Genomic DNA, 25,773 nt, shown 5'->3' on the forward strand with positions numbered 1-25,773 from the left:
GCGGGGTCAGGCCGTGAAGGTGGTGCGCAGCAGCTTCGCGAGCGCCGGCACGCCCTGCGCGAGCGCGGCGCGCTGCCGTGCGGCGCCGGTGCCCTCCGCACGGATGCGCTCCACCACCGCTGCCACGCGCGACCAGTCTCCCGACGTCTCCAGCGCCGCTCGCGCGACCGTCAGCATCCGCTCGATGACGATCCAGGCGGGGGCTGCGGATGCGGTGGTCGGGTCGACGAGGTCGTCTGCCAGCCCGTGCCGGGCCGCGTGCCACACCGCGGCGTCGACATGCTCCGCGTGGGTCGCGGCGCGGGCGTGCGGCAGCTCGCCGGCGATCGCCGCTTCGACGAGCGCGCGGCTGAGCAGCGCGATCGCGACGGTCTCGTCGGCGGTGAGCTGCGCGTCGAACAGCCGCAGCTCGATGGTCGGGTAGCGCTCGGCGAGCCGCATCATCCAGGCGAGCGACCCGGTGTCGAGGGTCGTGCCGAGCCCCACGAGCGCGCGCGTGCGGCGGTCGTAGTCGGCGGCGTCGGCGAACGCGGGCGGCACCGACGCGGTCGTGAACCGCCGCCCGACGATCGTGCGCCAGCTGGCGAAGCCGGTGTCGGCGGCGTCGAAGAAGGGCGAGTTCGCCGTCAGCGCGATGAGCGGCGCGAGCCACGGCCGCAGCGCCCGCATGGCCGCGACGCCCTCGTCGCGCGAGTCGATGCCGACGTGCACGTGCAGGCCCTGGATGCGGTGGTCGACCCGCACCGCGCCCAGCTCCTCGTCGAAGCGCAGGTAGCGATCGCCCTCGGCGGTGCGCGAGCCGCCGCAGCCGTGCGTGGTGCCGACGCTCGCGGCGATCAGGCCCCGGCGCCCCGCGGCCTGCGCGAGGCCGCGACGGAACACCCCCACCACCCGGTCGGCGGTCGCCGCGTCGACGAGCACCGGCGACGAGAACTCCACCTGGGCGCGCAGGTACTCGTGCCCCACCCAGTCGACGGCGGCGTCGCTCTCGACCAGCTCGGCGATCACCGCGTCGGCCACGTCGACCGGCGACAGCCGCTCGGGCTCGAGCAGGATGACCTCCTCCTCGACCCCGAACGTGCGGAGCGAGCGCCGAGTCGGCTGCAGCAGCGTCATGGCCCGGATTGTCCCCCACCGTGCTGAGCATCTGCTCCGACTTCGAGGGCAGCACTGGCGTGCAAGGCGCCTTCGGGGGACAGTAGGCCCATGCGAGCGATCTGGAAGGGTTCCATCACCTTCGGCCTGGTGAACGTGCCGGTGAAGCTGTACTCCGCGACCGAGGAGCACGACCTGCAGCTGCACCAGGTGCACGACGCCGACGGCGGGCGCATCCGCTACGAGCGCAAGTGCGAGGTGTGCGGCAAGAAGGTCGCCTACGAGCACATCGACAAGGCCTACGACGACGGCGAGCAGACCGTCGTGCTCACCGACGACGACTTCGCCGCGCTGCCCGCCGAGCGCAGCCGCGAGATCGAGGTGCTCGAGTTCGTGCCGAACGAGCAGATCGACCCGATCCTGCTCGATCGCAGCTACTACCTCGAGCCCGACTCGAAGAGCCCGAAGGCCTACGTGCTGCTGCGCACCGTGCTCGAGGACACCGCCCGCACCGCCGTGGTGCGCATGTCGCTGCGGCAGCGCACGCGGCTCGCGACGATGCGGGTGCGCGACGACGTGCTGCTGGTGCAGACGATGCGCTGGGCCGACGAGGTGCGCGCGGCCGAGTTCGCGAGCCTCGACACCGACATCGCGGTCGGCAAGCGCGAGCTCGAGCTGGCCCGCTCGATCGTGCGCGAGCTCGAGGCCGACTTCGACCTCGAGCAGCACGTCGACGAGTACCAGCAGCAGCTGCGCACGCTGGTCGAGGCGAAGCTCGAGCAGGGCGACGCGCTCGACACCGCCGCCACCTTCGGCGAGACCGACGAGGGCGAGGGCGCCGAGGTCATCGACCTGCTCGAGGCGCTGCAGCGGTCGGTCGACAAGAAGAAGGCGGATGCCTCCGGTGGCGCGTCGTCCGGCGGCTCGGCCGAGCGGGCGCCCGCGAAGGCCGCCGCGAAGCCGGCCGCCAAGAAGGCGGCGGCGAAGTCGCCCGCGAAGAAGGCCGCGGCGAAGAGCGGCACCGCGAAGGCCGAAGCGGACGGAGACGAGAAGCCGGCCAAGAAGCCCGCCGCGAAGAAGCGGTCGGCCTGAGATGGCGGCCGCCGACCGGATCGTCGTCGGGGGCCGGAGCCTGCGCTTCACGAACCCCGACAAGGTGCTGTACCCGTCGACCGGCACGACCAAGCGCGACGTGCTCGAGTACGTGCTGCGCGCATCCGCCGCCATCATCGCCCACGGCGGCGGGCGCCCCGTCACGCGCAAGCGCTGGCCGGAGGGGGTCGGCACCGAGCGGAAGCCCGGCGACCTGTTCTTCCAGAAGCAGCTCGAGCGGGGCGCGCCCGACTGGATCGAGACGGTCGAGCTGGAGCACAGCACCGGCCCGAAGTCGTACCCGGTGCTGTCGGAGCCGGCCGCGCTCGCCTGGATGGCGCAGATGGGCGCGCTCGAGCTGCACGTGCCGCAGTGGCGCATGCACGACGGCGAGCGGCAGCCGCCCGACCGGCTCGTGCTCGACCTCGACCCGGGCCCCGGCGCCGACCTCGACGACTGCGCGCAGGTGGCGCTGTGGGTGCGCGAGCTGCTCGTCGACATCGGGCTCGACCCGGTGCCGCTGACGAGCGGCAGCAAGGGCATCCACCTCTATGCCCGGCTCGACGGCACGGTCAGCTCGGAGCAGGCGAGCGAGGTCGCCCACCAGCTCGCCCGCTCGCTCGAGCAGCTGCACCCCGAGCTGATCGTGAGCGACATGGCGAAGGCGAAGCGGCAGGGCAAGGTGCTGATCGACTGGAGCCAGAACTCCGGCTCGAAGACGACCGTCGCGCCGTACTCGCTGCGCGGGCGGCCGCGGCCGACTGTCGCCGCGCCCCGCACCTGGGACGAGGTCGAGGCGGGCGGGCTCGAGCAGCTCGAGTACACCGAGGTGCTCGAGCGGCTCGAGCGCGACGGCGACCTGATCGCCGCGCTCGACCCGCCGCCCGACCGGCTCGCGAAGTACCGCGGCATGCGCTCGGCGCACAGGACGCCCGAGCCGGTGCCGGCCGAGCCGCCGGTGCCGACCGACGGGCAGTCGTTCGTGATCCAGAAGCACCGGGCGAGCCGGCTGCACTACGACTTCAGGCTCGAGCGCGACGGCGTGCTCGTCTCGTGGGCGGTGCCGAAGGGGCCGCCGTCGACGCCGAAGCAGAACCGGCTCGCGGTGCACGTCGAGGATCACCCGCTCGAGTACGGCTCGTTCGAGGGCACGATCCCGAAGGGCGAGTACGGCGCCGGCGTCGTGGAGATCTGGGATGCCGGCACCTATGAGCTCGAGAAGTTCCGCGACGACGAGGTGATCGCGACGCTGCACGGCAGGCCCGACGGCGGGCTGGGCGGCGACCCCTACCGCTTCGCGCTGATCCGCACCGACGCCGAGCAGCGGTCGTGGCTGCTGCACCGCATGAAGGAGCAGGATGCCGAGCGCGACGCGCGGCTGAAGGGCTACGCGCCGAAGCGGGGTGCCGCGGGGGCCGATGCCGAGGGTGGCGCGGGCGACCCCGAGCCGGCGGCGGCTGCTGAGGGGGCGAGCGCTTCGGTGAAGACCGGCGCGAAGGCACCCGCGAAGCGCGGCGCGCGGGCCGCTGCGGCGCCGGTGCAGGCCGCTGGCAAGGGCGCCGCGAAGAGCGCCGCGAAGGGGTCAGCGACGACCGGCACCGCGACCCGCGCGAAGCTGGCGCCGAAGGACGAGCCGCCGATCGTGCTCTCGAAGGCGACCGGGCGCCGCAAGGGCGACCGGAGGACCGACCTGCGGCCGATGCTCGCGACGCAGGCCGAGGCATCCGACATCGACGACGAGCGCGAGTGGTCGTTCGAGGTGAAGTGGGATGGCTGGCGCGTGCTCGTGCAGCTGGGCGACCCGGTGCGGCTCGTCAGCCGCGGCGGGCAGGAGCTGTCTGCGGGCTTCCCCGAGCTGGTCGAGGCGCTGCCGGCGGCGGTCGGCACGGCCGATGCGGTGCTCGACGGCGAGATCGTCGTGCTGCGGCGCGGGGCGGCCGACTTCGCCGCACTGCAGCAGCGCGCTGGCCTCACCGGGCGCCCCGCCAAGAAGGCCGCTGCCGCGACGCCGGCGACGCTGATGCTCTTCGACCTGCTCGAGCACGAGGGCTCCCGCCTCATCGACGAGCCGCTCGACCGGCGCCAGTCGCGGCTCGACGCGCTCGTGCACGAGAGCGCCCGCGTGCGCGTGTCGAAGCCGCTGCGCGGCTCGCTCGAGCGGATCCTCGCGGCGACCGCCGAGGGCGGCATCGAGGGCGTGATGGCGAAGCGCCACGACAGCCGCTACCGCCCGGGCAAGCGCTCGGGCGACTGGCTGAAGCTCAAGCACGCGCAGACCCGCGAGGCGGTGGTGATCGGCTGGCTCGAGGGCAAGGGATCGCTCGCCGGCACCGTCGGCTCGCTGGTGCTGGCGCTGCCGGACGACGAGGGGCGGATGCGCTACGCCGGCCGGGTGGGCACCGGATTCTCGGAGGCGGAGCGCAAGCGGCTGCGCGAGCGGCTCGTGGCTCGCCGGACCGCGCCGTCGGTCAGCGGGGTTCCCGCGGACGTGAGCCGACGCATCCACTGGGTCCGTGCCGTGGTGGCCGAGGTGGCGCACACCGAGCAGACCGAGTCGGGTGCGCTGCGGCACCCGGTCTGGCGGGGCCTGCGCCACGACAAGGCGCTCGCCGACCTGCGCCCCGACTGACCGCCCCTCCCCCACCTGACTGGCGCCTCCCGCACCTGACTGGCGCCCCCCGCACCTGACTGGCGCCCCCCGCACCTGACTGGCGGCTCCCGTGCCTGAGTGGCGGCTCCCGTGCCTGAGTGGCGCCTCCCGCACCTGAGCGGCGCCTCCCGCAGGCGAGTGGCGCCTCCCGCACCTGAGCGGCGCCTCCCGCAGGCGACTGGCGCCTCCCGCACCTGACTGGCGCCTCCCGTCCGCCCGCCGGCGATCGACCGCCTGCCAGGATGACCGCATGACCACCGACCTGCTCGACATCGAGTCGCTGCTGACCGACGACGAGCGGGCCACGCGTGCTCGGGTGCGGGCGCTCGTCGACCGCGAGATCCGCCCGCACATCGCCGACTGGTTCGAGCGCGCCGTCTTCCCGCGCGAGCTGGCGCCGGTGCTGGGCGAGGCCGGGCTGCTCGGCATGCACCTGCAGGGCTATGGATGCGCGGGCGCCGGAGCGGTCGAGTACGGCGTCGCGATGCAGGAGCTCGAGGCGGGCGACAGCGGCATCCGCACCTTCGTGTCGGTGCAGGGGTCGCTCGCGATGACGGCGATCGCCGAGCACGGCTCCGAGGCGCAGCGCGAGCAGTGGCTGCCGCGCATGGCGCGCGGCGAGGCGATCGGCTGCTTCGGGCTCACCGAGCCGAACGCCGGCAGCGACCCCGGCGCGATGACCACGTTCGCGCGTCGCGACGGCGACGATTGGGTGATCGACGGGGCGAAGCGCTGGATCGGCCTCGCCTCGATCGCCGACGTCGCCGTGATCTGGGCGCAGACGACGGATGGGGTGCGCGGCTTCCTGGTGGAGACCTCGTCAGAGGGCGTGCCGACCAAGGGATTCACGGCGACCCCGATCGAGCCGAAGCTCTCGATGCGCGCGTCGATCCAGTGCGACATCGCGCTCGACGGCGTGCGGGTGCCGGAGTCGGCCCGGCTGCCGGGGGCGCGAGGCCTGCGAGCACCGTTCGAGTGCCTGAACGAGGCCCGCTTCGGCATCGCCTGGGGCGCGCTCGGCGCCGGGCGCGACGCGCTCGAGACGGCCCTCGCCTACGCGGGCGAGCGCGAGGTGTTCCGGCGGCCACTGGCGGCGATGCAGCTGACGCAGTCGCGGCTGGCCGAGATGGCGCTGTCGCTGCAGCAGGCCCAGCTGCTCGCGCTGCACCTGGGCCGCCGCAAGGAGGCGGGGCTGCTGCGTCCGCACGAGATCTCGATGGGCAAGCTCGCCTCGGTGCGGGCGGCGATCGACGTTGCCCGCGAGGCGCGGGCGCTGCTGGGCGGCAACGGCGTCTCGCTCGAGCACTCGCCGATGCGGCACGCGGCCAACCTCGAGAGCGTGCGCACCTATGAGGGCACCGACGAGGTGCACACGCTCGTCATCGGCCAGGCGCTCACCGGCCTGGCGGCGTTCCGCGGCTGAGCGCGCTGGCCCAGACCGCGGAAGTCGCCGGCATCGGCGCGCGTCAATGCCAGAGCACCATCCCGACGACGTCGTCGACCGGCACCGGCCCGTAGTCGCGCGAGTCGATGGACGCCTCCCGGTTGTCGCCCATGACGAAGACGTGCCCGGCGGGGATCAGCGTAAGGCCGAAGAACGTGGCGTCGACCTGACGGAAGTCGACGTGCGGCTCGGGAACGACGACCTCGTCGACATACAGCACCCCGTCGCGCACGGCCAGCGTCTGGCCGGCGACGGCGATGACGCGCTTGAGCGTGCTCTGCCCGTCGTCGGGGCTGCGGAAGACCACCAGCCGGCCGACGTCAGCGGGGCTCGCCGGCACCTCGAGGCGCGAGACCAGCAGCGTGCTGCCCGGCAGCACCGTCGGCGCCATGCTGTCGGAGACGACCGTGACCGGCTCCACGACCCACAGCCGCAGGCCCAGCACGACGCCGGCGCCGAGCAGCGCCGCAGCAACGACCCGGATGAGTGCCGACCGGGTCAGAGGCCGTCGTCCCATGTCGGCTTCGCCGCGTTGATCGGGTCGTTCGCGTCGACCGCGCCGTCGGCCAGGCCGACGCTGAACTGCACCATCATGTCGTGGTCCTCGTGCGGCAGGTTGTGGCAGTGCACCATGTACTTGCCGCGGTGCGGACCGAACTTCATCAACAGCCGCACGGTCTCCCCCTCGCCCACGTACACGACGTCCTTGGGCCCGACCTCGTACGGGAACGGCGCTCTGCCGTTGCGACTGAGGATCTGGAAGTCGACCAGGTGGGTGTGGATCGGGTGGAACCAGCCGCCCGAGCTGTTCTCGAACTCCCAGATCTCCGTGGCGCCGAGCTCGGGATTGGCGATCACGTTGCGGAACCCGCTCGCCACCACCCCCGCCCAGGTGCCGGCGGCGGCGGTCTCGCCGATCCTCCAGACGTTGGTGACATCGTCGCGCTTCACGCGCCACCTGCGGGTCTTGGTCGACTGCGCCTGCGTCAGCGACATCACCTCGCTGGCCGCCAGCGTGGTGGGGATGGTGTTCCAGGTGGGGTCGCTGGTGTCCACCGGGGCACCGACGACGTCGAACGCCATGATCTTGTTCGTGTTGTCGAAGTCGCGGTTGTTCTCGTTGGAGAGGTTGCGCAGCTCGATCCGCTTGCCGACCGCGTACTTGCGGAAGTCGATCAGCACCTCGTAGCGCTCTGCGCTGGCGTGCCGCCAGCTGACCACGCTCTGCGCCTTCGGCATCAGGCCGCCGTCGGTCGCCACGATCGTGACGGCGTCACCGGTGCTCAGCATCGGTCGCAGCGAGCGCGAGATGCAGGCGTTGAGGATGCGGAAGCGGTAGATGCGCCGCTGCACCTTCATCACCGGCCACGGCTTGCCGTTGACCAGCATCACGTCGCCCCAGAGCCCCGACTGCTCACGGTCGTCGTAGGCGAGGGTGCCGTTCGCGGCGAAGATGGCATCGCTGACCGTCATCGCCACGTCGAAGGCGCCCTGCGGCAGCAGCTGGCGCTCCTGCGGGTCGTGGATGTGGTACTGCGCCGCGAGCCCGGCATAGACGTTCAGCGCCGTGTTGTGCACGGCGTGGTCGTGGTACCAGAGCGTTCTCGCCGCCTGGAAGTTCGGGTACTTGTAGTCCTTCCTGAACCCCTGCTGGGAGACGTCGCTCGCGTAGCCGTCGAACTGCGGCAGCGAGGCCGAGCCGTGCAGGTGGGTCGAGATCGACAGCAGGTGGTCGTCGATCGGATGCTTCGCGGGCAGCTGGTTGCGCATCCGCAGCACGGCCTTCGTGCCCCGCTCGACCTTGATGGTCGGGCCCGGGAAGGTGCCGTTGTACGACAGGATCGGCGTCCTGAGGCGCGGCAGGATTGCGGCGCTCGCCGCCATCGCGGTCACCAGGTACGAGTTGACGGGGGCGCCGTCCGCCGGGTCGATGCCCGTCTGATAGGGCTGCAGCAGGGGCGCTTGAGAGAAGGCCGTCTGGTACGGCCGCGGCATGTCGCGATCGCTCAGGCGGCTCGCAGAACTCGCGCCGACGGTGCTGAGCGGCAGCGCCAGCGCGCCGGCCGCGCCGATCACGCCGAGCCCGCCGAGTGCCAGGAACTGGCGTCGTGAAACTGACATGGGGTGCCTCCTCGCACCTGGGAACACCCAGAGGATGACGTGCGGTGCTTGGAAAAACCCTGTTACGAAAGTGGATGGCGCGGCGTCGGGTTCAGAGCTTCCGCGGCCGGGGTACAGGCGCGACGGGACGCGCCCGCGAGCCGGCCCACGGCATCCGCGATCTCGCCGTCCTCGCCGGTCTGCAGGCAGGATCGACGGGTCGGCCGAGCGCCGACCTGTCGGAGTCAGGCGGCCTGAGTGGCGCGGCGCAGGAACGCCGTCAGCACATCGCCCGCCTGCCGGACCGCTTCGCCGATGCGAGCCTCCAGCGGCTCTGCGTCGAAGTCGGGCTCGGCGCTGCGCACCAGCTGGTCGTTCAGCACGAGCAGCGCCGACACCGCATAGGACAGCTCGCCCTGGCCTGCGGCAGTGGCGTTCAGCAGCCGGGCGTGCGCCGCGCGCAGCGCGGAGCTCGGCTCGCAGCCGAGCTCGCTGTCGAAGCGCTGCCGGCAGCGATCGTAGGCCCGCAGCCCCTCGGCGCACTGCCCGCTCCGCTCGAGCGCGACGATCAGCGCCGTCCACGCGCCTTCGTGCAGCGGGTCGTCCATGAGGGCCTGGTTGGCCCAGTCGGCCGCGTCGGCATGGGCGCCGATGGCGAGCGCCGACTCCGCCGCGAGCACGCGTGCCGCCGTGACGTCATCCGCGTGACGGGTGCGCTCCTCCGCGGCCCAGGACGGGCGCAGCTCGTCGCCCAGCAGCGGCCCGGTCGCCAGGGCAAGCGCCTCGACGACCAGCGGGTAGGCGACGGCCGGCTCGGCGCGTTGGGCGCAGCGCAGCAGGGAGTCGAAGCGCGCCAGGTCGAGATCGACCAGCGAGATGTCGATCAGGTAGCCGCCCGTGGTGGTGCGCAGCGGCCCGGACTTTCCCCGGGCGGGCTGCAGGTGCCGCCGCAGCACGCTCACATAGCTCTCGAGGGTCGACCGCGCCTCCTTGGGCGCCCTGTCGCCCCACAGCAGCTCGATCAGCACGTCCTTCGAGACCGGGGCGCCGCGTCGGAGCAGCAGGATCTCGAGGATCTGGCGCGGCTTGGGTCCGCCCAGATGGGCACCCAGTGCGATGCCGTCGCGGCGCACCACGAGCGGGCCGATCATGCTGACCGACAGTCGAGCCGGTTCGTCGACGGGACGGGTGTTCATCGTGCCCCCTGGGGGTGAGGTCTGATGAACACATTCTTCCGGGCTGCTCGGCGTCGGCAAAGGCTCCCGGCGTCAGGAAAGGCTCAGTACGAGGGCCGCCAGCGGCCCAAGAATTGGGTCAACGGTCGGCGGTGTGGTGCTTGACGCCCAAGGCCAGCCGGCCGCCGTCCTCGCCCTCGAGCGTGAGCTCCACCGCCTGGTTGGGGATCTCGAAGACGAGCGTCGCGGCGAGCACCTCGCCCTGCCGAGCCTCATAGACCCCCGGCGAGGCCCACAGCGGGCTGACACGGCCGGCCCCCAGCCCGAGGATCGTGTAGTCGTCGGCGGAGAACGCGATGCCGTCCTCGCCGAGCGCCGTCAGCTCCAGCAGGATGCGGACCCGGTGCGAGCCTTCTGCCGGGGCATCCGTGAGCACCGCAGGCGCGTCGTCCGGCAGCCAGCCGTCGGTCTCGAGCGGGATGATCCCGTTGACGCGCGCCACGCCGCCCGGCAGCTCGGTCACGGCCCCGAGCAGGGCGATCGGCTCGCTCTTGGCCGAGAGGTCGGCGTACACCGCCAGGCCCGCGCCGATCAGCACGGTGAGGGCGATGGCGAGCAGGACTCGCGGGCGGCGCAGCCGCTCGATCAGGGTGGGTCGAGCCGGCGCGGCGTCGCGCTCCTGAGGCTCGGTGTCGTTCGGAAGCGTCGATCCGGCGGCAGGGAGGGCCATGCGGTCACCATGGGGGGCGGGCCTTGGGAAAAGCCTGTTCCGGCAGACGCGCGAGGGCTTGCGCTCCTAGCTCGAGCGGATGTCCCACACATGGTGCTCGAGGTCGTGCAGCGCGTAGACGAGCAGCGTCTCGACCGTGAAGACCGAACCGTTGGAGCGCCTGCCGGGCCGTTCCCACGCGTCTGACGGCACCGCATCCGCCGCATTCGCGAGGCTGGTGGCGGCGAGGTCGACCTCGGCGGCCACGTGCTCGGGCCGCTGGCTGGCGTAGTCGCCGTCGACCGCCGCCTGATCCTGGTCCCAGCTCGCGAACTCGGGATCGTCGGCGGCGAGCAGCTGCTCGAGCCGGCCCTGCATCACGCGGCACACGTCGCGCACGTGCGCCGCGTACTCGAGCGGCGACCAGGTCGCGTCGTCGGGGCGCTCGGTCACGCGCTCGCCGTGCATGCGCTGGTGCATGGCGGCGGCGGCATGGCGGATGCGCCTGCCGAGATCGTCGCGGTCGACCTCGAGCGGGTCGAAGCCGCACTCGGGGCAGCGCTCGTGGAGCACCCAGGTCCAGTCCTTGGTGTCGGGCTCGATCGGCATGGCTCCACTCTGCCACGCCCGCGAAAAGCCGCACGGCGCGGCTGCGGCGGCTGCACAGCGGTCGCTGACGACCGCGTGCCCCTCGCCGGGAGAGCGCGCGCGGCTGTCCTATGATGGCTTGGGTTGCAGGCCTGCACATGCCGACCGGGCTTGCCCAGCAGCCCCGAGCGAGCCCAGCGCCCGACCGATGCGCGCCGGGACGGATCGGACAGCGTGCGGCAGCCCGAGGCCATCGAACCAGGAGCAGAACCATGTCGCATGTGGCGGGCGCCGTGAGCCGCCCCCGATGCACCCGGCACCAGCCTCGGGCTGCAAGCCGTCGTCGGGCTGTCGCACCGAACCGCGAGCCTGAGCGATGAGCTCCTCCGACGCCGGGCAGCTGCTGCCCCCCAGCTTCGAGCAGTTCCTGCTCCCGGGGCCTTCGACCGTGTCTCTGCTGCCGGTGGTCTCGGTGCTGCTCGCCATCGCCTACACCGCGGGGATCATGCGGTTGCGGCGGCAGGGACAGCGCTGGCCGTGGTGGCGCACCGCGTGCTTCCTGCTCGCTTGCCTGCTGATGGCAGTGGTCACCGGGGCGCAGATCGACGCGTATGGCCAGCTCATGTTCTCGATCTTCATGTTCCAGCAGCTCGCGCTGATGATGGTGATCGCCCCGCTGCTCGTCCTCGGATCTCCGGGGACCCTGCTGCTGCGAGCCACGCCACGCCGCGGCTTCGGAAGGACGGTGCTCCGGGTCGCGCTGTGCGGACTGCGATCGAGAGCGGCTCGGTTCGCGCTGCATCCGGCGCTGGTCATCCCGTTGATGCTGCTGTGCTTCTTCGGGCTCTACGCCGGTGGAGTCGCGGATGTGCTGCTGCGCTCCCCGATCGGCCACATCGTCCTCGAAGTCGTGTTCCTCGTCGTCGGGATCCTGATCACCGCGCCACTGGTCTCATCCGATCCGCTTCCGCGGCGAACCTCCTACCCGAGTCGGATGTTCGGCATCTTCCTCGAGATGCAGGTGCACGCCGCGTTCGGGCTCGTGACGCTGTTCTCCGCCACGCCGATCGTCCGCTACTTCGCCACGGCGCCTCCAGAGTCGTGGGAGGTGGATCCGGTTCGCGACCAGGGAATAGCGGGGATCCTGGCGTGGACCTTCGGGGAGCTGCCGCTGCTCGCATTGCTGGTCGTGACGCTGGCGCGATGGCAGCGCCGCGACAGGACGCGGGCGAGGGCGGCCCAGGACAGCTCCGATGCCGAGACGGACGCGTACAACGAGTACCTGCTGCAGATGCAGCAGCGCGCTCAGGACAGCGAAGGCGACCGGCGGAGCTGAGCAGGGTCGAGCTGCAGCGATACGTCGATGCGGCGCCGTCAGGCGCAGCACGAGGTGGGCAACTCGTTGCGGAAGAGATTCGCGGTGAGGCGGATGCCTTCGGCCATGGTGAGGTACGGCGCCCAGATGTCCGCGAGCTGCGTGACGGTGAATCCCGCGGTGATCGCGTAGGTCGCCGCCAGCATCAGCTCACCGGCAGTCTCGGCCAGGGCGTGGACGCCGAGCACCTTGCCGCTGTCGGCATCGGCGACGATCTTGATGCCGCCGCGGGTGTCGTGGTTGGCGATGGCTCGTGGCACGTCCGCCAGGCTCAGGTAGCGGCATGCGCACCGGTGACCCGCCGCGATCGCTTGGGCTTCGGTGAGGCCGGCGGAGGCGAGCTGTGGTGACGTGAACAGCACTTGCGGAAGACCGGTGCAGTCGACGCGATCACGATGGCCCAGCGCGTTGCGGGCCGCGACCCTGCCGGCCATCGCCGCGACGTAGACGTACTGCGGCGCAGCGGTGACATCGCCGGCTGCGAACACGGCCGGGTTCGTCGTCCGCTGCCGATCGTCGACGCGGATGAAGCCGCGGTCATCGGTCGCAATGCCTGCAGCGACGAGATCGAGCTGGTCGCTGCGAGGCACGCGCCCGGTCGCGACGAGGACGCGTTCTGCGACGACAGTCCTGCCCGATCGAGTGCTCACCTCCACTGCGCTGTGACGCCGCGCGAAACTGATGGCGCGATCCTCGATGACGGTGATGCCCTCGGAGCGGAAGGCATCGCGAAGCTCGGAGGAGAGCTCGGGCTCGGCGTGCGGGGCCAGCCGCCCGACGATCGACACGGCGACGCCGAGACGAGCGAAGAGCTGCGCCTGCTCCATGCCGACGTAGCCGCCGCCGATCACGACCAGCGAGGTGGGGAGCTCGGTGAGCTCCATCGCCGTGGTGGAGGTGAGATGGTCGACCTCCTCGATGCCCGGTAGCGCGGGAATGTGCGGAGCGGCTCCGGTGGCGATCAGATACGAGCTGGCGCGAAGCGGCTGCCCGTCGACGTGCAGGGTCCGGGGGTCTGCGAACCTCGCTGCTCCATGGAGGACGCCGAAGCCGTACGCGTCGGCGATGTCGGCGTACTTCGTCTGGCGGAGCACGCCGACCAGCTCGTCCTTCTGCTGCACGAGTGCGCTGACATCGACCATCGAGGCCGAGGTCGGTGCGCCGGGGAACGGACTCGCGAGTGCGGCATGGCGCGCATGCGCGGCAGCGAGCAGAGTCTTCGAGGGCACGCAGCCGACGTTCACGCAGGTGCCGCCCAGGACGCCCGACTCGATCGCGACCACGCTCGCTCCTTCGAGCCGAGCATGGATCGCCGCGGACATCGCTGCCCCGCCCGTGCCGATCACCGCCAGGTCGAGTGCGTTGCCATCAGTCATCGCGGTCTCCTCCTCAGCCCGACCGCCCGTGTGCGGCCTGACCGCCAGCATGGACCTTGAAGTACGGTTGAAGGTCAAGGGCGTCGTCGGAGGTGCAGGATGCGGATCGGAGAGCTGGCAGCGAGGACGCGGATGGCGCCATCGACGCTGCGGTACTACGAGCAGCGCGGACTGCTGCGCCCACCCGAGCGCACACCGGCGGGGTACCGCAGCTACGGCGACGAGGCGGCGCAGCGCTTGGAGTTCATCGAGCGGGCTCGCGCCGCCGGACTCACGCTCACACAGATCGCGCAGATCCTCGGCATTCGCGACTCAGGCGCTTCGCCGTGCGCGCATGTGCAGGGTCTCCTCGATCGCCGAATCGTCGAGATCGATGAGCAGCTCGCGCAGCTCGCGCTGCTGCGCGCGAGCATCGCCGAACTCAGCGCCCGCGCGGAACAGGTGCAGCCGGAGGCGTGCACACCTGAGTCGATCTGCAGCTACCTCTGACATTCACCGGGCTCACTCCTGCGAGCGCGGCAGCTGTCATGTTCGTGGAATGCGTCGCGCTCCGCGCGATGGCGGTCCTGCCGTCTGCGTCGAGCGCCCGACGCTCTCAAGACGCCGCCATCCCGTTTGCATGAGACGGTGGCTCGCCATAGTGTATTCCTGAACGATCGGTCACTAATTCGGTGACGCCGCGATCGGAGCGACGACGGAGTCAGGAGCACCATGCCCGAGGCGTACCTCATCGGTGGCGCGCGCACCCCGGTCGGCCGCTACGGCGGCTCGCTCGCCGGCATCCGCCCCGACGACCTGGCAGCGCTGGTCGTCGGTGAGGCCCTCCGCCGCGCCGACCTCCCCGGGCACGCGATCGACGAGGTGATCCTCGGCGCCGCCAACCAGGCCGGCGAGGACAACCGCAACGTCGCCCGCATGTCGGTGCTGCTCGCGGGCCTGCCCGACGACGTGCCGGGCATCACCGTGAACCGCCTCTGCGCATCCGGCATGTCGGCCGTGATCATGGCGTCGCAGATGATCCGGGCCGGCGACGCCGACGTCGTGATCGCCGGCGGCGTCGAGTCGATGACCCGCGCGCCCTGGGTGCAGGCCAAGCCCGAGCGGGCGTGGGCGAAGCCCGGCGAGGCCTACGACACGTCGATCGGCTGGCGCTTCCCGAACGCCCGCCTGCTCGCCCGCGACAAGGCCACCTACTCGATGCCCGAGACCGCCGAGGAGGTCGCCCGCGTCGACGGCATCACCCGCGACGAGGCCGACGCCTTCGCGCTCCGCTCGCACGAGCGGGCGATCGCGGCGATCGACGGCGGCCGCTTCGCCGACGAGATCGTCGCCGTGCCCACCAAGGCCGGCGAGGTGTCGGTCGACGAGGGCCCCCGACGGGAGACGACGATGGATGCGCTCGCTCGCCTCCGCCCCGTCGTGGCCGGAGGGTCCGTGGTCACCGCGGGCAACGCATCCAGCCTCAACGACGGAGCGTCGGCGATCGTCGTCGCGAGCGAGACGGCCGTCGCGCGCTTCGGCCTCACGCCGCGCGCCCGCATCGTGGGCGGCACCAGCGCCGGCATCGCGCCGGAGATCATGGGGCTCGGGCCCGTGCCGGCGACCGAGAAGCTGCTGGCGCGCACCGGGCTGTCGATCGATGACATCGGCGCCGTCGAGCTGAACGAGGCGTTCGCGACCCAGTCGCTCGGCACGATCCGACGACTCGGGCTCGACGAGTCGATCGTCAACGCCGACGGCGGCGCGATCGCGCTCGGCCACCCGCTCGGCTCGTCGGGCTCGCGGCTGATCGTGACGCTGCTGGGGCGCATGGAGCGCGAGCAGGCCTCTGTCGGCCTCGCGACCATGTGCGTGGGCGTCGGCCAGGGCACCGCGATCCTGCTGGAGCGGGTGTAATGCCGCCGCGCAAGGTTCTCAACGTGCCAGGTGCGTGCTCGGCGCGATATATCGATCGAACGCACACCTGGCACGTTGAGATCGGGGCGACGGCATGACCGGCGCCTCGCTGTGGGTCGTCGACCGCGGCAGCCACCTGCTCGCGACCCTCAACCGGCCCGAGAAGCGCAACGCGATCGACCGCGACCTCATCGACTCGCTGCACCTGCTGTGCGCGCGGCTCGAGGTCGAGCGGCGCACGCTCGTGCTCACCGGGTCGGGCGGCGACTTCGCGGCCGGCGCCGACATCGCCCAGCTGCGCGAGCGGGGCGCGACCGAGGCGCTCGCGGGCATCAACACGCGCGCGTTCCAGCGGGTGCGCGCGCTGCCGATGCCCGTGATCGCGGTGCTCGACGGCTACGCGCTGGGCGGCGGCGCCGAGCTCGCCTACGCGGCCGACATCCGCATCGCCACGCCGACCCTGAGGATCGGCAACCCCGAGACCGGGCTCGGCATCATCGCCGCGGCCGGCGCGACGTGGCGCCTGCAGGAGATCGTCGGCGACGCCCTCGCCGCCGAGATGCTGCTGACCGGGCGGCTGCTGGGTGCTGACGAGGCGCTGGCGGCAGGGCTCGTCACCGCGGTGCTCGAGCCCGAGGCGGCGCTCGCGAAGGCGGTCGAGCTGGCCGAGCGCATCGCGGGGCTCGACCCGGCGGCGACGCAGGCGACGAAGCGCGCGCTGCAGGCACCCGCGAGCGCGCACCCCGAGATCGACCTCGCCGAGCAGGCGGTGCTGTTCGAGAGCCCCGAGAAGCATCGCCGCATGACGGCGTTCCTCGAGCGCCGCAGCCGCGCTGCAGCAGATACCGACGCCGGGCGCGGCGACCGACCGGCGGCATCGAGCGCACCGGCCGACGCCGAGCACGGCGATGCGGCCGCCGTCCGCGAGCCCCGACGCGAGGAGACCCCGTGACCGACCTGACCGACGCGGTGGCCCCCGACGGCACGCGCTCCGCCGCCCGCTCCGCCGCCCGCCCCGCCGACGACACCGACGCCCAGGTCGGCGCCGGCGCACCCGAGCGCGTGGGCGTGCTCGGGGGCGGCCGCATGGGCGCGGGCATCGCGCACGCCTTCGTGCTGGCCGGCAGCCAGGTGGTGGTCGTCGAGCGCGACGCCGCCGCCGCGAGCGCCGCCGAGCAGCGGGTGGTCGACAGCCTGCGCCGCAGCGTCGAGCGCGGCTGGGCCGAGCCCCTCGACGAGCTCGCCGGCCGCCTGCGCGTCGCCGTCGACGTCGCCGCGTTCGTCGATTGCGACCTGGTGGTTGAGGCCGTGCCCGAGGACGAAGCACTGAAGGCGGATGCGCTGGCTCGCGTCGAGGCGGTCCTCTCCCCTGCCGCGTCGCTCGCCTCCAACACGTCGTCGATCTCGATCGACCGGCTCGCCGCGGTGCTCTCGCGCCCCGAGCGGTTCCTGGGCCTGCACTTCTTCAACCCGGTGCCGGCATCCGCCCTGGTGGAGATCGTGCTCGGGGAGGCCACCGCCCCCCAGCTCGCCAACAGCGCACGCACGTGGGTCGAGGCGATCGGCAAGACGCCGGTGACCGTGCACGACGCGCCGGGCTTCGCGAGCAGCCGGCTGGGCGTCGCGATCGGGCTCGAGGCGATCCGCATGGTCGAGGAGGGCGTCGCGAGCCCCGGCGACATCGACCTGGCCATGGAGCTCGGCTACAAGCACCCGGTGGGGCCGCTGCGCACGACCGACATCGTCGGCCTCGACGTGCGCCTCGGCATCGCCGAGCAGCTGCACCGCGAGCTGGGCGACCGCTTCGCGCCGCCGCAGCTGCTGCGCGACATGGTCGCCGAGGGCCGGCTCGGCAAGAAGAGCGGCCGCGGCTTCTACGACTGGAGCGCCGAGTGACCAAGCTCCGGCTGACCCGCCGCCCCGCGCCGCACAACGCAAGCCGCAGCGCCACGATCCCCGCCCGACCGGGCCGACCCGACGCATCCGCCCATCAGCGCGCCGCACGGGCTTGCGTTGTGCGCGACCGCTGACCGAACCATGGAGACGACGATGACTGACACGACGATCACCCGCGCCCGACTGCTGCCCAGCTACGTGCGGGATGCCTGGTGGGAGCCCACCGAGGCCGACGCGAGCGACGCGACCGTAGTGCGCGACGCCTCCACCGGCGACGAGGTCGTGCGCGTCTCGACCAGCGGCCTCGACGTCGCCGCCGCCCTCGACCACGCCCGCACGGTCGGGCAGCACAGCCTGGCGCCGCTGACGTTCCACCAGCGGGCGATCCTGCTGAAGCAGTTCGCGCTCGCCCTCACCGAGCGCAAGAGCGAGCTCTACGAGCTCTCGAGCCGCACCGGCGCGACGAAGAACGACTCGTGGGTCGACATCGACGGCGGCATCGGCGTGCTCTTCACCTACTCGTCGAAGGGGCGGCGCGAGATGCCGCAGTCGACGATCTACCTCGACGGGGCGGTCGAGCCGCTGTCGAAGGACGGCTCGTTCCTCGCCCGCCACATCTGCACGACGCTGCCGGGCGTCGCGGTGCAGATCAACGCGTTCAACTTCCCCGTCTGGGGCGCGCTCGAGAAGCTCGCGCCCGCGTTCCTCGCCGGCATGCCGACGCTCATCAAGCCCGCGACGCCCACCGGCTACGTCGCCGAGCACATGGTGCGGATCCTCGCCGAGTCGGGCCTGCTCCCCGCGGGCGCGATCCAGATCGTCAACGGCTCGGCCCGCGACCTGCTCGACCACCTGGGCCTCGGCGACACGGTCGGCTTCACCGGCAGCGCCTCGACCGCCGACGCGCTGCGCCGCCACGAGGCCGTACAGGCGCGCGGCGTGCGCTTCACCGCCGAGACCGACTCGATCAACGCCTCGGTGCTCGGCCCCGACGCCACCCCGGGCACGCCCGAGTTCGACGCGTTCGTGCGCGGCGTGGTCGCCGAGATGACCGCGAAGGCCGGCCAGAAGTGCACGGCGATCCGGCGCGCGATCGTGCCGACGGGCATGACGGATGCGGTCGCCGCCGCCGTGCGCGATCGGATCGCCGCGAAGGTGGTCGTCGGCGATCCGCGCGCCGAGGGCGTCACGATGGGGCCGCTCGCCTCGGTCGAGCAGCGCGACGAGGTGCTGCAGCAGGTGATGAAGCTGCGCGAGGGCGGCGGCGAGATCGTCGTCGGCGGCGACGCCGGCCACGTCACCCTCGCCGACGGCTCGCTCGGCGAGGCCGAGGGCGGCGCGTTCGTGGCCCCGACGCTGCTCGCGTTCAAGGACGCAGAGGCGGATGCGCTGCACAGCGTCGAGGCGTTCGGCCCCGTCGCGTCGCTCGTCGAGTACGGCTCGCCGGAGCAGGCGGCCGAGATCGTCGCCCGCGGCGGCGGATCGCTCGTCACCTCCGTCGCCTCGCACGACCCGGCGTTCGTGAGCGAGCTCGCACGCCGCATCGCCCCGCACAACGGCCGCATCCTGCTGCTCGACCGCGACGACATGCGCGCATCGACCGGCCACGGCTCTCCGCTGCCGATGCTCGTGCACGGCGGCCCGGGCCGCGCCGGCGGCGGCGAGGAGCTGGGCGGCATCCGCTCGGTGCTGCACCACATGCAGCGCACGGCCGTGCAGGGGTCGCCCGCCATGCTCACCGCGCTCACGGGTGTCTGGCACCCGGGGGCTCCGGCGTCGACGGCGGCACCGCATCCGTTCAGGAAGTCGCTCGCCGAGCTGCAGATCGGCGACCAGGTCGTCTCGGAGCGGCGCGAGATCACGCTCGACGACATCGAGCACTTCGCCGAGTTCACGGGCGACACGTTCTACGCGCACATGGATCAGGAGGCGGCCGAGGCGAACCCGTTCTTCCCGGGCCGCGTCGCGCACGGCTACCTGCTGCTGTCGTTCGCGGCCGGGCTGTTCGTCGAGCCGGCGGCGGGCCCCGTGCTGGCGAACACCGGCCTCGACAACCTGCGCTTCATGACGCCGGTCTCGCCCGGCGATTCGCTGCGGGTGACGCTCACCGCGAAGCAGATCACGCCGCGCGAGACCGACCCGTACGGCGAGGTGCGGTGGGATGCGGTGCTCACGAACCAGGACGACGAGACGGTCGCGCAGTACGACCTGCTGACGTACGTCGCGAAGGAGCTCGAGCCCGGCTGGTAGGTCGCGCGGTCACGAGAGGCGGAGATTCCACCGGACGCGGTGAGCTGCTCCGCCTTTCATGACGTTCGGCGAATTGCTCCGCCTTTCGTGACGACGGCTGGGGCTGGGGCTGGGGGCTGGGGGCTGCGGGTCGGACTGGGGCTGGGGCTCGGAGCTGGGGGGCGGCGGCCGCGGCCCGACCGAGCCGCGCCTTCCCGCCTCTGGCGCGCGCCGCGCAGCGGGGCGAGAATGCGCTCAGCGCGCGGATCGTCGGGTGCCGCCGATCGACGGCGCGCGGCTCCCGCAGGAGGTGCGTCATGGCCGACGCCGACAGGAACGCGCAGCACGAGGCAGTGGTCGAGCGGCTGATCGCGTGCATCAACGACCGCGACATCGCGGTGATGGACGAGCTCTTCCACGAGGATGCGGTGATGGACTGGCCGCAGTCGGGCGAGCTCGTCGTGGGCGGCGACAACCGGCGCGGCATCTACGGCGCCTTCCCGCAGCTGCCGACCATCACGCCGCGCCGCCTGGTGAGCGCAGGCGACCTGGTGATCGCCGAGGCGTCGCTCGACTACGGCGGCGGCACGCCCTACAAGACGGTCTTCATCTTCGAGTTCCGCGGCGACCGCATCATCCGCGAGACCGCCTACTGGAGCGAGCCGTTCGACCCGCCCGAGTGGCGCTCGCAGTGGGTCATCGCGCCCGATCAGGTCGACTGAGCGCTCGATCACGAACGCGGATCGGGCGAGGGCGCAGCGGGTCGAAGGAGCACGCCCTTCCCCATCGAGCCCTCGGCCGTTGGTAACTTTATCAGCACCCGATTGAGTGGTAAAGTTACCGCCATGCGCAATCCGGTGGACAACCCATTCACGCCTGGCTCGGACACCGTGCCCGAGGTCTGGGCCGGTCGCACAGAGCAATTGAGCGATTGGCGCGACGCCATGCGCCCGCGCCTCCTGAAGGGGCTCCCAGAACGAGGGCGCACGATCCTCGGGGAGCCGGGACTGGGCAAGTCCTCCCTCGTACGGCGGATCGCCCAACATGCCGAGCGCTCGGGTGATTGGGTGACGCCGCAGCTCCGGATTCCGTTGGGTGCGGACCCCATGAAGCTCGTCGCGGCTGCCACCTTGCAGCTCGCCGACTCGGCTGGACTCGCGTCGTCGCGAGAGCGTCGGCTCAAGCAGCTCCTGCAGCGCGTCGAGGCTGTCGCCGTCAGCGGTGCATCTCTGAGCGTGCGCGGAAGCGAAGGCCCAGAGCCTCACACTGCGTTGACTGAGCTCCTCGTCGAAGTCGGGCGTGCAGCGATCGAGGCGCGCAAGGTTGCGTTGATTCACGTCGATGAGGTCCAGAACGTGACCGACGAGAGAGCGCTGTCTCAGCTGCTGATCGCGCTGGGTGACGCGATCACCTTTGAGACAGAAGTGACGCTTCCGGGCGGTGCTCAGATCAGGCGCACACTACCCATCGCCGTCTACCTCACGGGCCTCCCGGACTTCGAAGACAGAGCAGGAGCGCACAAGGGCGCGACCTTCGCACGCCGCTTCAAGACGACGCTCCTCGCGCCGATCGGCGACGATGACCTTGCGGGCGCACTGCAAGATTTCGTCGACCCCGGCTGGGAAGTCTCCGATGAGTCTGGCGGTGTGCAGCTCGTCCGCTTCGAACAGGACGCAGTGTCCGCGGTCATCGACCTCTGCCGAGGCGAGCCTTTCCTCTTCCAACTTGCTGGACAGCACGCCTGGAACGCTGACACCACTGACACGGTGACGCGCGAGCAGGTCGCCCGAGGGTGGCGCAGCGCGCAACGCGAGGCAGTGGCGCACGTTGAACGAATCCTCGGACGACTGCCGCAGCGCGAGCGCGAATTCGTGGAAGCGATGGCGCGAATACCAGCGCAGGAGCGTCGCCTCACTCGAATCGCAGCCGAGGCAGGATTCGCCAAGCCCTCCGATGCCGGAACGACGTCGCGACGGCTCGATACCGTTCGCGGCATCATCGAACGAGGCACCCAGTACACGTTCCGCCATCGTGCGCTCGAGGCATTCCTGACGAGCGATTGGCCGAACCTGGAGTGACGAGTCTCGGCCATCGGCGGTCATCGATGCGGCTGTGCATCGGCGGGTCGCCAGGAGCGAGCCCGGCGGCTGCCTCTGGCGACGCCTACCGCACACGCGGGCGTCGGCCCGCGCGACCGATCGATCGCGCGGGCCGACGTGCTGCTCGGAGCAGCCGAGGTCACTCGGCGGGCAGCACGAGCTCCTGGCCGACCTCGATCAGGTCGGGGTCCTCGACCGTCTCCTGGTTGACGGCGAAGATGCCGAGCCAGCCGCTGTCGACGCCCTGCGCCTCAGCGATCTCGAAGAGCGTGTCGCCGGCCACGACCGTGTAGGTCACGTCGGAGGGCTCCACGTCGGGCAGCTGCAGCTGCGCCGGCTCGGCTGCAGCGGCAGCCGGCGCGGCCGGCGCCTGACGCGCCGCGGGCGCGGCCTGCTGCGCCGCGGGCGCAGCCTGCTGCGGGGCGGGGGCCGCCTGCTGGGCGGGCGCCGCATCGACGGGCGTGCTGCTCGGCGACGCCGAGCCGCTCGCGCCGATCCGCGCCGAGCACGTGGGCCAAGCGCCCCAGCCCTGGCCGGCGAGCGTGTTCTCGGCCACGCGGATCTGCTCCGCGCGCGACGCGGCCGCCGGGTTGCCCGAGCCGCCGTAGGCCTCCCACGTCGACTGCGAGAACTGCAGGCCGCCGTAGTAGCCGTTGCCGGTGTTGATCGACCAGTTGCCGCCCGACTCGCACTCGGCGAGCGCATCCCACGTGGCGCCGTCGGCCGCGTTGGCCGCCGTCGGCACGAGCATGGCGGCGGCGAAGACGCCGACGCCGACGGAGGTCACGAGGCCTCCGCGGACGATCCGCTTCGAACGGCGCACGCCGGTGGTGTTCTGCTTCTGCATCACGGTGAACTCCACAGCCCCGTCTCAGCGCGCGTCTCCCGCGCATCCGACCGCCCGACCGGAATGTCTCGATTCCATGGAGCGAAGGACTCTTGGGGCGGATGCGACGGCCGTCCTTCGCGGTTCAAGTCGCCGACACTACCCCAGATCACGATTCGATAACAATCGGCGTGGCGAAATGTCAGGCGAGCAGCCCTCGCAGTAGCGCGAGGTCGTGCGAGTCGACCGGCCGCAGCTCGTACCCCTCGCGCAGCGAGATCAGCCGAGCGGCATCGGCGACGACCACCCGCTGCCCCGCGACCGAGCCGACCGCCCGCGACGCCGCCGGATGCACGATCGAGCCGCCGTCGAGCAGCGCCTGCACGCCGTCGCCGCCCGGCACGATGCGCATGGGGTGCAGGTCGACCGCCCGACTCGCAGCACCCTCCCCGGCGCGCAGCTCGACCCGAACGGGCAGCCAGTCGACCGCCACCCGGTAGCCGTCGCGCTCGAGCCAGCCCACCGCATCCGCCATCGCCGTCTCGTCGAGGAACACGTCGAGGTCGGCGTGCGGCCGCGTCTGCCTGCCGACCAGCGCATCGACCGCCCAGCCGCCGTTGCACTGGTAGACGACGCCGCGCGCCTCGAGCCAGGCGACGACGCGCGCGACCTCGGAGCCCTGCACGAGCGGCCTACAGCGACGAGGGCTCGCGCAGCCCCGTACGGATCAGCTCGAGCACCGAGTCGGCCAGCTGCTCCGGGCTCACGGGACCGTCGGGCCGGTACCACTCGACGATCGAGTTGACCATGCCGAAGGTAAGCCGCTCGGCGATGCGCGGCTCCATGTCGGGCCGCAGCGTGCCCTCGTCGCGCGACAGCTCGAACAGCGCGCGCAGCTTGCGGTCGATGTCGCGCCGCCGCCGCATCGCCTCGAGCTCGATCGGGGTGTTGCCGCGCAGCCGCAGCAGCAGCGTCACGAACGGCAGCTGCTCGCAGAGCACGAGCACCGCACCGCGCACGACGAAGCGGATGCGGCTCACGACGGCCCCCGTCGTCGCCTCCGGTGCGTCGAAGACGGCCTCGAGGGCGTCGAGCGCCCGGCCGAGCGCGACCTCGAGCATCTGCTCCTTCGAGGCGAAGTGGTGGTAGATCGCCGACTTCGACAGCCCCAGCTTCTCGGCGATCGAGCCGAGCGATGCGGCGTCGTAGCCGCGCTCGTTGAACACGCCGACGACCACCTCGAGCATCGAGTCGCGGTCGTAGCCGGGGCGGCCGCGGCGGGTGGGGTCGGCGGTGGTGGTCATCGATCAATCCTCACGCATGGGGTGTTGGTCTCGATACGCGGCCGGGCTGCGCCCGGCAGCTACTCGACCGGCGGGGTGGTGCGGAAGTCGTAGACGCGCTTGTACTTGCCCTCGGAGCGCGGCAGCGAGCCGGCCGGCACGATCTCGACGTCGACGGTCGTGCCGATGCGCTCCTTGATGCGCAGCTTCAGGATCTCGGCGGCCGCGGTCGACACCACCGGCTTCACGCCCGGGGTGCACTCGATCTTGACGACGAGCCCGTCCATCTGCCCGCGCTTCACGAGCTCGAGGATGAAGTGCGGCGTCAGGTGCTCGATCTCGAGCGCGATCTCCTCGATCTGCGTCGGGAAGAGGTTCACGCCGCGCAGGATGATCATGTCGTCGTTGCGGCCGGTGATCTTCTCGATGCGCCGCATCGTGGGCTGCGCGGTGCCCGGCAGCAGCCGCGTCAGATCGCGGGTGCGGTAGCGCAGCACCGGGAACGCCGTCTTCGTCAGCGACGTGAAGACCAGCTCGCCCATCTGGCCGTCGGGCAGCACCTCGCCCGTGTCGCCGTCGATGACCTCGGGCAGGAAGTGGTCCTCCCAGATGGTCGGGCCGTCCTTCGTGATCGCCGACTCGCTCGCGACGCCCGGGCCCATGACCTCGGACAGGCCGTAGATGTCGACCGCGACCAGACCCATCCGCCGTTCGAGCTCTGCCCGCATCTCGTTGGTCCACGGCTCGGCGCCGCAGATGGCGATCTTCAGCGACGACTCGCGAGGGTCGAGCCCGGCGTCCTCGAAGGCGTCGGCGATCGTCAGCAGGTACGAGGGCGTGCACATGATCGCGTCGGGCTTGAAGTCGTTGATCAGCTGCACCTGCCGCGTCGTGCCGCCGCCCGAGACGGGGATGACCGTCGCGCCGAGGCGCTCGATGCCCGCGTGGGCGCCGAGGCCGCCGGTGAACAGGCCGTAGCCGTAGGCGTTGTGCACCTTCATGCCCGGGCGCACGCCGGCGGCGCGCAGCGAACGGGCGACGAGGTCGGCCCAGTGGTCGAGGTCGGCCTGCGTGTAGCCGACGACCGTCGGGCGGCCGGTGGTGCCGGAGGAGGCGTGGATGCGCACCACCTGCTCCATCGGCACCGCGAACATGCCGAAGGGGTACGACTGGCGCAGGTCCTCCTTCGTGGTGAAGGGCAGCTTCGCGATGTCGTCGAGCGTGCGGATGTCGTCGGGGTGCACGCCGGCCTGGTCGAGCTTCTGCGTGTAGGTGGGCACGTTCGCGTAGGCGTGCCGCACGGTCTGCTGCAGCCGCTCGAGCTGCAGGGCGCGCAGCTCGTCGAGCGACAGCCGCTCGCCGCTGTCGCGGAGGTGATCGGATGCGGTGGGCTGGTCGAGCATCGTCGCTCCTGTCGTGTGCATGGGGATCAGGCGGGGCCGCCGGCGCCCGCCGGGGTGGCCGCGGGGTCGATGGACGGCGCGGTGCGGTTGGTGGAGAAGGAGCGGCCGCGGAACTCGGCGACCGTCTCGCCGGTCTCGTCGACGATGGAGACGTCGTAGATGCCGTTGCGCCCGCTCTTCCAGCGCCGCTCGGCGGTCGCGGTCAGCGTCTGGCCGGCGTGCGTGGCCTTCGCGAAGGTGATGTCGGCGCCCGAGGCGACGGTCACGTGCGCGTCCTCGTTGCAGGCGTAGGCGAAGGCGGTGTCGGCGAGCGTGAAGACCAGCCCGCCGTGGGTGATGCCGAAGCCGTTCACCATGCCTTCGGTGATGTCCATGGTGAGCACGGCGCGGCCGCGCTCGAGCTCGGCGATCTCGATGCCGAAGGTCTCCTTCGCGCGATCGGTCTCGGCCATCACCGTGGCCAGCCAGGTGTCGTCTCTGGTCGTCATGCACGCTCCATTGCGCTCGTTGCGGTCTCGCCAGCGCCGAGTCTATACT

The 25,773-nt window shown here is 71.8% G+C and carries 23 protein-coding genes; 11 read left to right on the forward strand and 12 right to left on the reverse strand.

Going from position 1 to position 25,773, the window contains the following annotated elements; genetic code table 11:
* Window positions 1-6: 6 nt before the first annotated feature.
* Window positions 7-1,116 (reverse strand): carboxylate-amine ligase, encoded by a 1,110-nt coding sequence (locus Q9250_RS06475; RefSeq protein WP_306233771.1) that lies wholly within the window; start codon window positions 1,114-1,116, stop codon window positions 7-9.
* A gap of 90 nt (window positions 1,117-1,206) precedes the next feature.
* On the opposite strand from Q9250_RS06475, the gene ku reads away from it, so the two are divergent.
* From ku to Q9250_RS06490, 3 genes are all read left to right on the forward strand, one after another.
* Window positions 1,207-2,187 (forward strand): non-homologous end joining protein Ku, encoded by a 981-nt coding sequence (ku, locus tag Q9250_RS06480; protein WP_306233772.1) that lies wholly within the window; start codon window positions 1,207-1,209, stop codon window positions 2,185-2,187.
* Between the two features lies 1 nt (window position 2,188).
* Window positions 2,189-4,816, forward strand: a complete 2,628-nt coding sequence (locus Q9250_RS06485) for an ATP-dependent DNA ligase (RefSeq protein ID WP_306233773.1) — start codon at window positions 2,189-2,191, stop codon at window positions 4,814-4,816.
* Between the two features lie 271 nt (window positions 4,817-5,087).
* Window positions 5,088-6,260 carry an acyl-CoA dehydrogenase family protein gene (locus tag Q9250_RS06490; RefSeq protein WP_306233774.1) on the forward strand — a complete coding sequence of 391 codons (1,173 nt, stop codon included), beginning with the start codon at window positions 5,088-5,090 and terminating at the stop codon, window positions 6,258-6,260.
* 43 nt (window positions 6,261-6,303) lie between these two features.
* Here the strand turns inward: Q9250_RS06490 and lepB are convergent, their stop codons facing one another.
* The 5 genes from lepB to Q9250_RS06515 form a co-directional block, all read right to left on the reverse strand.
* Window positions 6,304-6,798 carry a signal peptidase I gene (gene lepB, locus Q9250_RS06495; protein WP_306233775.1) on the reverse strand — a complete coding sequence of 165 codons (495 nt, stop codon included), beginning with the start codon at window positions 6,796-6,798 and terminating at the stop codon, window positions 6,304-6,306.
* Complete coding sequence (locus tag Q9250_RS06500) at window positions 6,780-8,402, reverse strand: multicopper oxidase family protein (RefSeq protein WP_306233776.1); 1,623 nt, start codon at window positions 8,400-8,402, stop codon at window positions 6,780-6,782. The genes lepB and Q9250_RS06500 overlap by 19 nt, the downstream gene beginning before the upstream one ends.
* 224 nt (window positions 8,403-8,626) lie before the next feature.
* Window positions 8,627-9,577, reverse strand: a complete 951-nt coding sequence (locus Q9250_RS06505) for an AfsR/SARP family transcriptional regulator (RefSeq protein WP_306233777.1) — start codon at window positions 9,575-9,577, stop codon at window positions 8,627-8,629.
* A 118-nt stretch (window positions 9,578-9,695) separates the two neighbouring features.
* Window positions 9,696-10,286: a hypothetical protein gene (locus tag Q9250_RS06510; protein WP_306233778.1), complete on the reverse strand. Its 591-nt coding sequence runs from the start codon at window positions 10,284-10,286 to the stop codon at window positions 9,696-9,698.
* Between the two features lie 66 nt (window positions 10,287-10,352).
* Window positions 10,353-10,874, reverse strand: coding sequence for a DinB family protein (locus Q9250_RS06515; RefSeq protein WP_306233779.1), 522 nt, complete (start codon window positions 10,872-10,874; stop codon window positions 10,353-10,355).
* A 355-nt stretch (window positions 10,875-11,229) separates the two neighbouring features.
* Here Q9250_RS06515 and Q9250_RS06520 point away from each other — a divergent pair, with 355 nt between their 5' ends.
* Window positions 11,230-12,189 (forward strand): cytochrome c oxidase assembly protein, encoded by a 960-nt coding sequence (locus Q9250_RS06520; RefSeq protein ID WP_306233780.1) that lies wholly within the window; start codon window positions 11,230-11,232, stop codon window positions 12,187-12,189.
* A 38-nt stretch (window positions 12,190-12,227) separates the two neighbouring features.
* On the opposite strand, the gene merA is transcribed toward Q9250_RS06520, so the two are convergent.
* A complete protein-coding gene (gene merA / locus Q9250_RS06525; protein ID WP_306233781.1) occupies window positions 12,228-13,604 on the reverse strand; it encodes a mercury(II) reductase in 1,377 nt (458 codons plus the stop codon).
* A gap of 99 nt (window positions 13,605-13,703) precedes the next feature.
* On the opposite strand from merA, the gene Q9250_RS06530 reads away from it, so the two are divergent.
* The 7 genes from Q9250_RS06530 (at window position 13,704) to Q9250_RS06560 (ending at window position 21,703) form a co-directional block, all read left to right on the forward strand.
* Window positions 13,704-14,093, forward strand: coding sequence for a heavy metal-responsive transcriptional regulator (locus Q9250_RS06530; protein WP_306233783.1), 390 nt, complete (start codon window positions 13,704-13,706; stop codon window positions 14,091-14,093).
* 222 nt (window positions 14,094-14,315) lie between these two features.
* Window positions 14,316-15,500, forward strand: a complete 1,185-nt coding sequence (locus tag Q9250_RS06535) for a thiolase family protein (protein WP_306233784.1) — start codon at window positions 14,316-14,318, stop codon at window positions 15,498-15,500.
* A gap of 94 nt (window positions 15,501-15,594) precedes the next feature.
* On the forward strand, window positions 15,595-16,452 hold the full coding sequence (locus Q9250_RS06540; protein WP_306233785.1) for an enoyl-CoA hydratase/isomerase family protein: 858 nt from the start codon (window positions 15,595-15,597) through the stop codon (window positions 16,450-16,452).
* Window positions 16,453-16,586: 134 nt separating this feature from the next.
* Window positions 16,587-17,396 (forward strand): 3-hydroxyacyl-CoA dehydrogenase family protein, encoded by an 810-nt coding sequence (locus Q9250_RS06545; RefSeq protein ID WP_422665099.1) that lies wholly within the window; start codon window positions 16,587-16,589, stop codon window positions 17,394-17,396.
* 153 nt (window positions 17,397-17,549) lie between these two features.
* Complete coding sequence (gene paaZ / locus Q9250_RS06550; protein ID WP_306233786.1) at window positions 17,550-19,646, forward strand: phenylacetic acid degradation bifunctional protein PaaZ; 2,097 nt, start codon at window positions 17,550-17,552, stop codon at window positions 19,644-19,646.
* 296 nt (window positions 19,647-19,942) lie between these two features.
* Window positions 19,943-20,347: a nuclear transport factor 2 family protein gene (locus tag Q9250_RS06555; RefSeq protein WP_306233787.1), complete on the forward strand. Its 405-nt coding sequence runs from the start codon at window positions 19,943-19,945 to the stop codon at window positions 20,345-20,347.
* Between the two features lie 123 nt (window positions 20,348-20,470).
* Window positions 20,471-21,703 carry an ATP-binding protein gene (locus tag Q9250_RS06560; protein ID WP_306233788.1) on the forward strand — a complete coding sequence of 411 codons (1,233 nt, stop codon included), beginning with the start codon at window positions 20,471-20,473 and terminating at the stop codon, window positions 21,701-21,703.
* A 160-nt stretch (window positions 21,704-21,863) separates the two neighbouring features.
* Here Q9250_RS06560 and Q9250_RS06565 read toward each other — a convergent pair whose 3' ends face one another.
* The 5 genes from Q9250_RS06565 to paaI form a co-directional block, all read right to left on the reverse strand.
* Window positions 21,864-22,571: a LysM peptidoglycan-binding domain-containing protein gene (locus tag Q9250_RS06565; RefSeq protein ID WP_306233933.1), complete on the reverse strand. Its 708-nt coding sequence runs from the start codon at window positions 22,569-22,571 to the stop codon at window positions 21,864-21,866.
* Between the two features lie 181 nt (window positions 22,572-22,752).
* Window positions 22,753-23,235 (reverse strand): nucleotidyltransferase domain-containing protein, encoded by a 483-nt coding sequence (locus Q9250_RS06570; RefSeq protein ID WP_306233790.1) that lies wholly within the window; start codon window positions 23,233-23,235, stop codon window positions 22,753-22,755.
* A gap of 7 nt (window positions 23,236-23,242) precedes the next feature.
* Complete coding sequence (locus Q9250_RS06575) at window positions 23,243-23,854, reverse strand: TetR/AcrR family transcriptional regulator (protein ID WP_306233791.1); 612 nt, start codon at window positions 23,852-23,854, stop codon at window positions 23,243-23,245.
* 59 nt (window positions 23,855-23,913) lie between these two features.
* Entirely contained in the window at window positions 23,914-25,236 is a 1,323-nt protein-coding gene (gene paaK / locus Q9250_RS06580) for a phenylacetate--CoA ligase PaaK (RefSeq protein WP_306233792.1), read from the reverse strand.
* Between the two features lie 26 nt (window positions 25,237-25,262).
* Window positions 25,263-25,724 carry a hydroxyphenylacetyl-CoA thioesterase PaaI gene (gene paaI, locus Q9250_RS06585; protein ID WP_306233793.1) on the reverse strand — a complete coding sequence of 154 codons (462 nt, stop codon included), beginning with the start codon at window positions 25,722-25,724 and terminating at the stop codon, window positions 25,263-25,265.
* Window positions 25,725-25,773 lie beyond the last annotated feature (49 nt).

The organism is Agrococcus beijingensis (assembly GCF_030758955.1).
Classification (GTDB): domain Bacteria; phylum Actinomycetota; class Actinomycetes; order Actinomycetales; family Microbacteriaceae; genus Agrococcus; species Agrococcus beijingensis.

Bases quoted from the DNA above. Each gene is read 5' to 3' on its own strand.
- Q9250_RS06530 (WP_306233783.1), top strand. From the start codon at position 13,704: ATGCGGATCGGAGAGCTGGCAGCGAGGACGCGGATGGCGCCATCGACG.
- merA (WP_306233781.1), bottom strand. From the start codon at position 13,604: ATGACTGATGGCAACGCACTCGACCTGGCGGTGATCGGCACGGGCGGG.
- Q9250_RS06505 (WP_306233777.1), bottom strand. From the start codon at position 9,577: ATGAACACCCGTCCCGTCGACGAACCGGCTCGACTGTCGGTCAGCATG.
- Q9250_RS06510 (WP_306233778.1), bottom strand. From the start codon at position 10,286: ATGGCCCTCCCTGCCGCCGGATCGACGCTTCCGAACGACACCGAGCCT.
- Q9250_RS06560 (WP_306233788.1), top strand. From the start codon at position 20,471: ATGCGCAATCCGGTGGACAACCCATTCACGCCTGGCTCGGACACCGTG.
- paaK (WP_306233792.1), bottom strand. From the start codon at position 25,236: ATGCTCGACCAGCCCACCGCATCCGATCACCTCCGCGACAGCGGCGAG.
- Q9250_RS06485 (WP_306233773.1), top strand. From the start codon at position 2,189: ATGGCGGCCGCCGACCGGATCGTCGTCGGGGGCCGGAGCCTGCGCTTC.
- Q9250_RS06520 (WP_306233780.1), top strand. From the start codon at position 11,230: ATGAGCTCCTCCGACGCCGGGCAGCTGCTGCCCCCCAGCTTCGAGCAG.
- Q9250_RS06565 (WP_306233933.1), bottom strand. From the start codon at position 22,571: ATGCAGAAGCAGAACACCACCGGCGTGCGCCGTTCGAAGCGGATCGTC.
- Q9250_RS06535 (WP_306233784.1), top strand. From the start codon at position 14,316: ATGCCCGAGGCGTACCTCATCGGTGGCGCGCGCACCCCGGTCGGCCGC.
- paaI (WP_306233793.1), bottom strand. From the start codon at position 25,724: ATGACGACCAGAGACGACACCTGGCTGGCCACGGTGATGGCCGAGACC.
- Q9250_RS06555 (WP_306233787.1), top strand. From the start codon at position 19,943: ATGGCCGACGCCGACAGGAACGCGCAGCACGAGGCAGTGGTCGAGCGG.
- paaZ (WP_306233786.1), top strand. From the start codon at position 17,550: ATGACTGACACGACGATCACCCGCGCCCGACTGCTGCCCAGCTACGTG.
- Q9250_RS06490 (WP_306233774.1), top strand. From the start codon at position 5,088: ATGACCACCGACCTGCTCGACATCGAGTCGCTGCTGACCGACGACGAG.
- Q9250_RS06500 (WP_306233776.1), bottom strand. From the start codon at position 8,402: ATGTCAGTTTCACGACGCCAGTTCCTGGCACTCGGCGGGCTCGGCGTG.
- Q9250_RS06575 (WP_306233791.1), bottom strand. From the start codon at position 23,854: ATGACCACCACCGCCGACCCCACCCGCCGCGGCCGCCCCGGCTACGAC.
- Q9250_RS06475 (WP_306233771.1), bottom strand. From the start codon at position 1,116: ATGACGCTGCTGCAGCCGACTCGGCGCTCGCTCCGCACGTTCGGGGTC.
- Q9250_RS06540 (WP_306233785.1), top strand. From the start codon at position 15,595: ATGACCGGCGCCTCGCTGTGGGTCGTCGACCGCGGCAGCCACCTGCTC.
- Q9250_RS06545 (WP_422665099.1), top strand. From the start codon at position 16,587: ATGGGCGCGGGCATCGCGCACGCCTTCGTGCTGGCCGGCAGCCAGGTG.
- ku (WP_306233772.1), top strand. From the start codon at position 1,207: ATGCGAGCGATCTGGAAGGGTTCCATCACCTTCGGCCTGGTGAACGTG.
- lepB (WP_306233775.1), bottom strand. From the start codon at position 6,798: ATGGGACGACGGCCTCTGACCCGGTCGGCACTCATCCGGGTCGTTGCT.
- Q9250_RS06515 (WP_306233779.1), bottom strand. From the start codon at position 10,874: ATGCCGATCGAGCCCGACACCAAGGACTGGACCTGGGTGCTCCACGAG.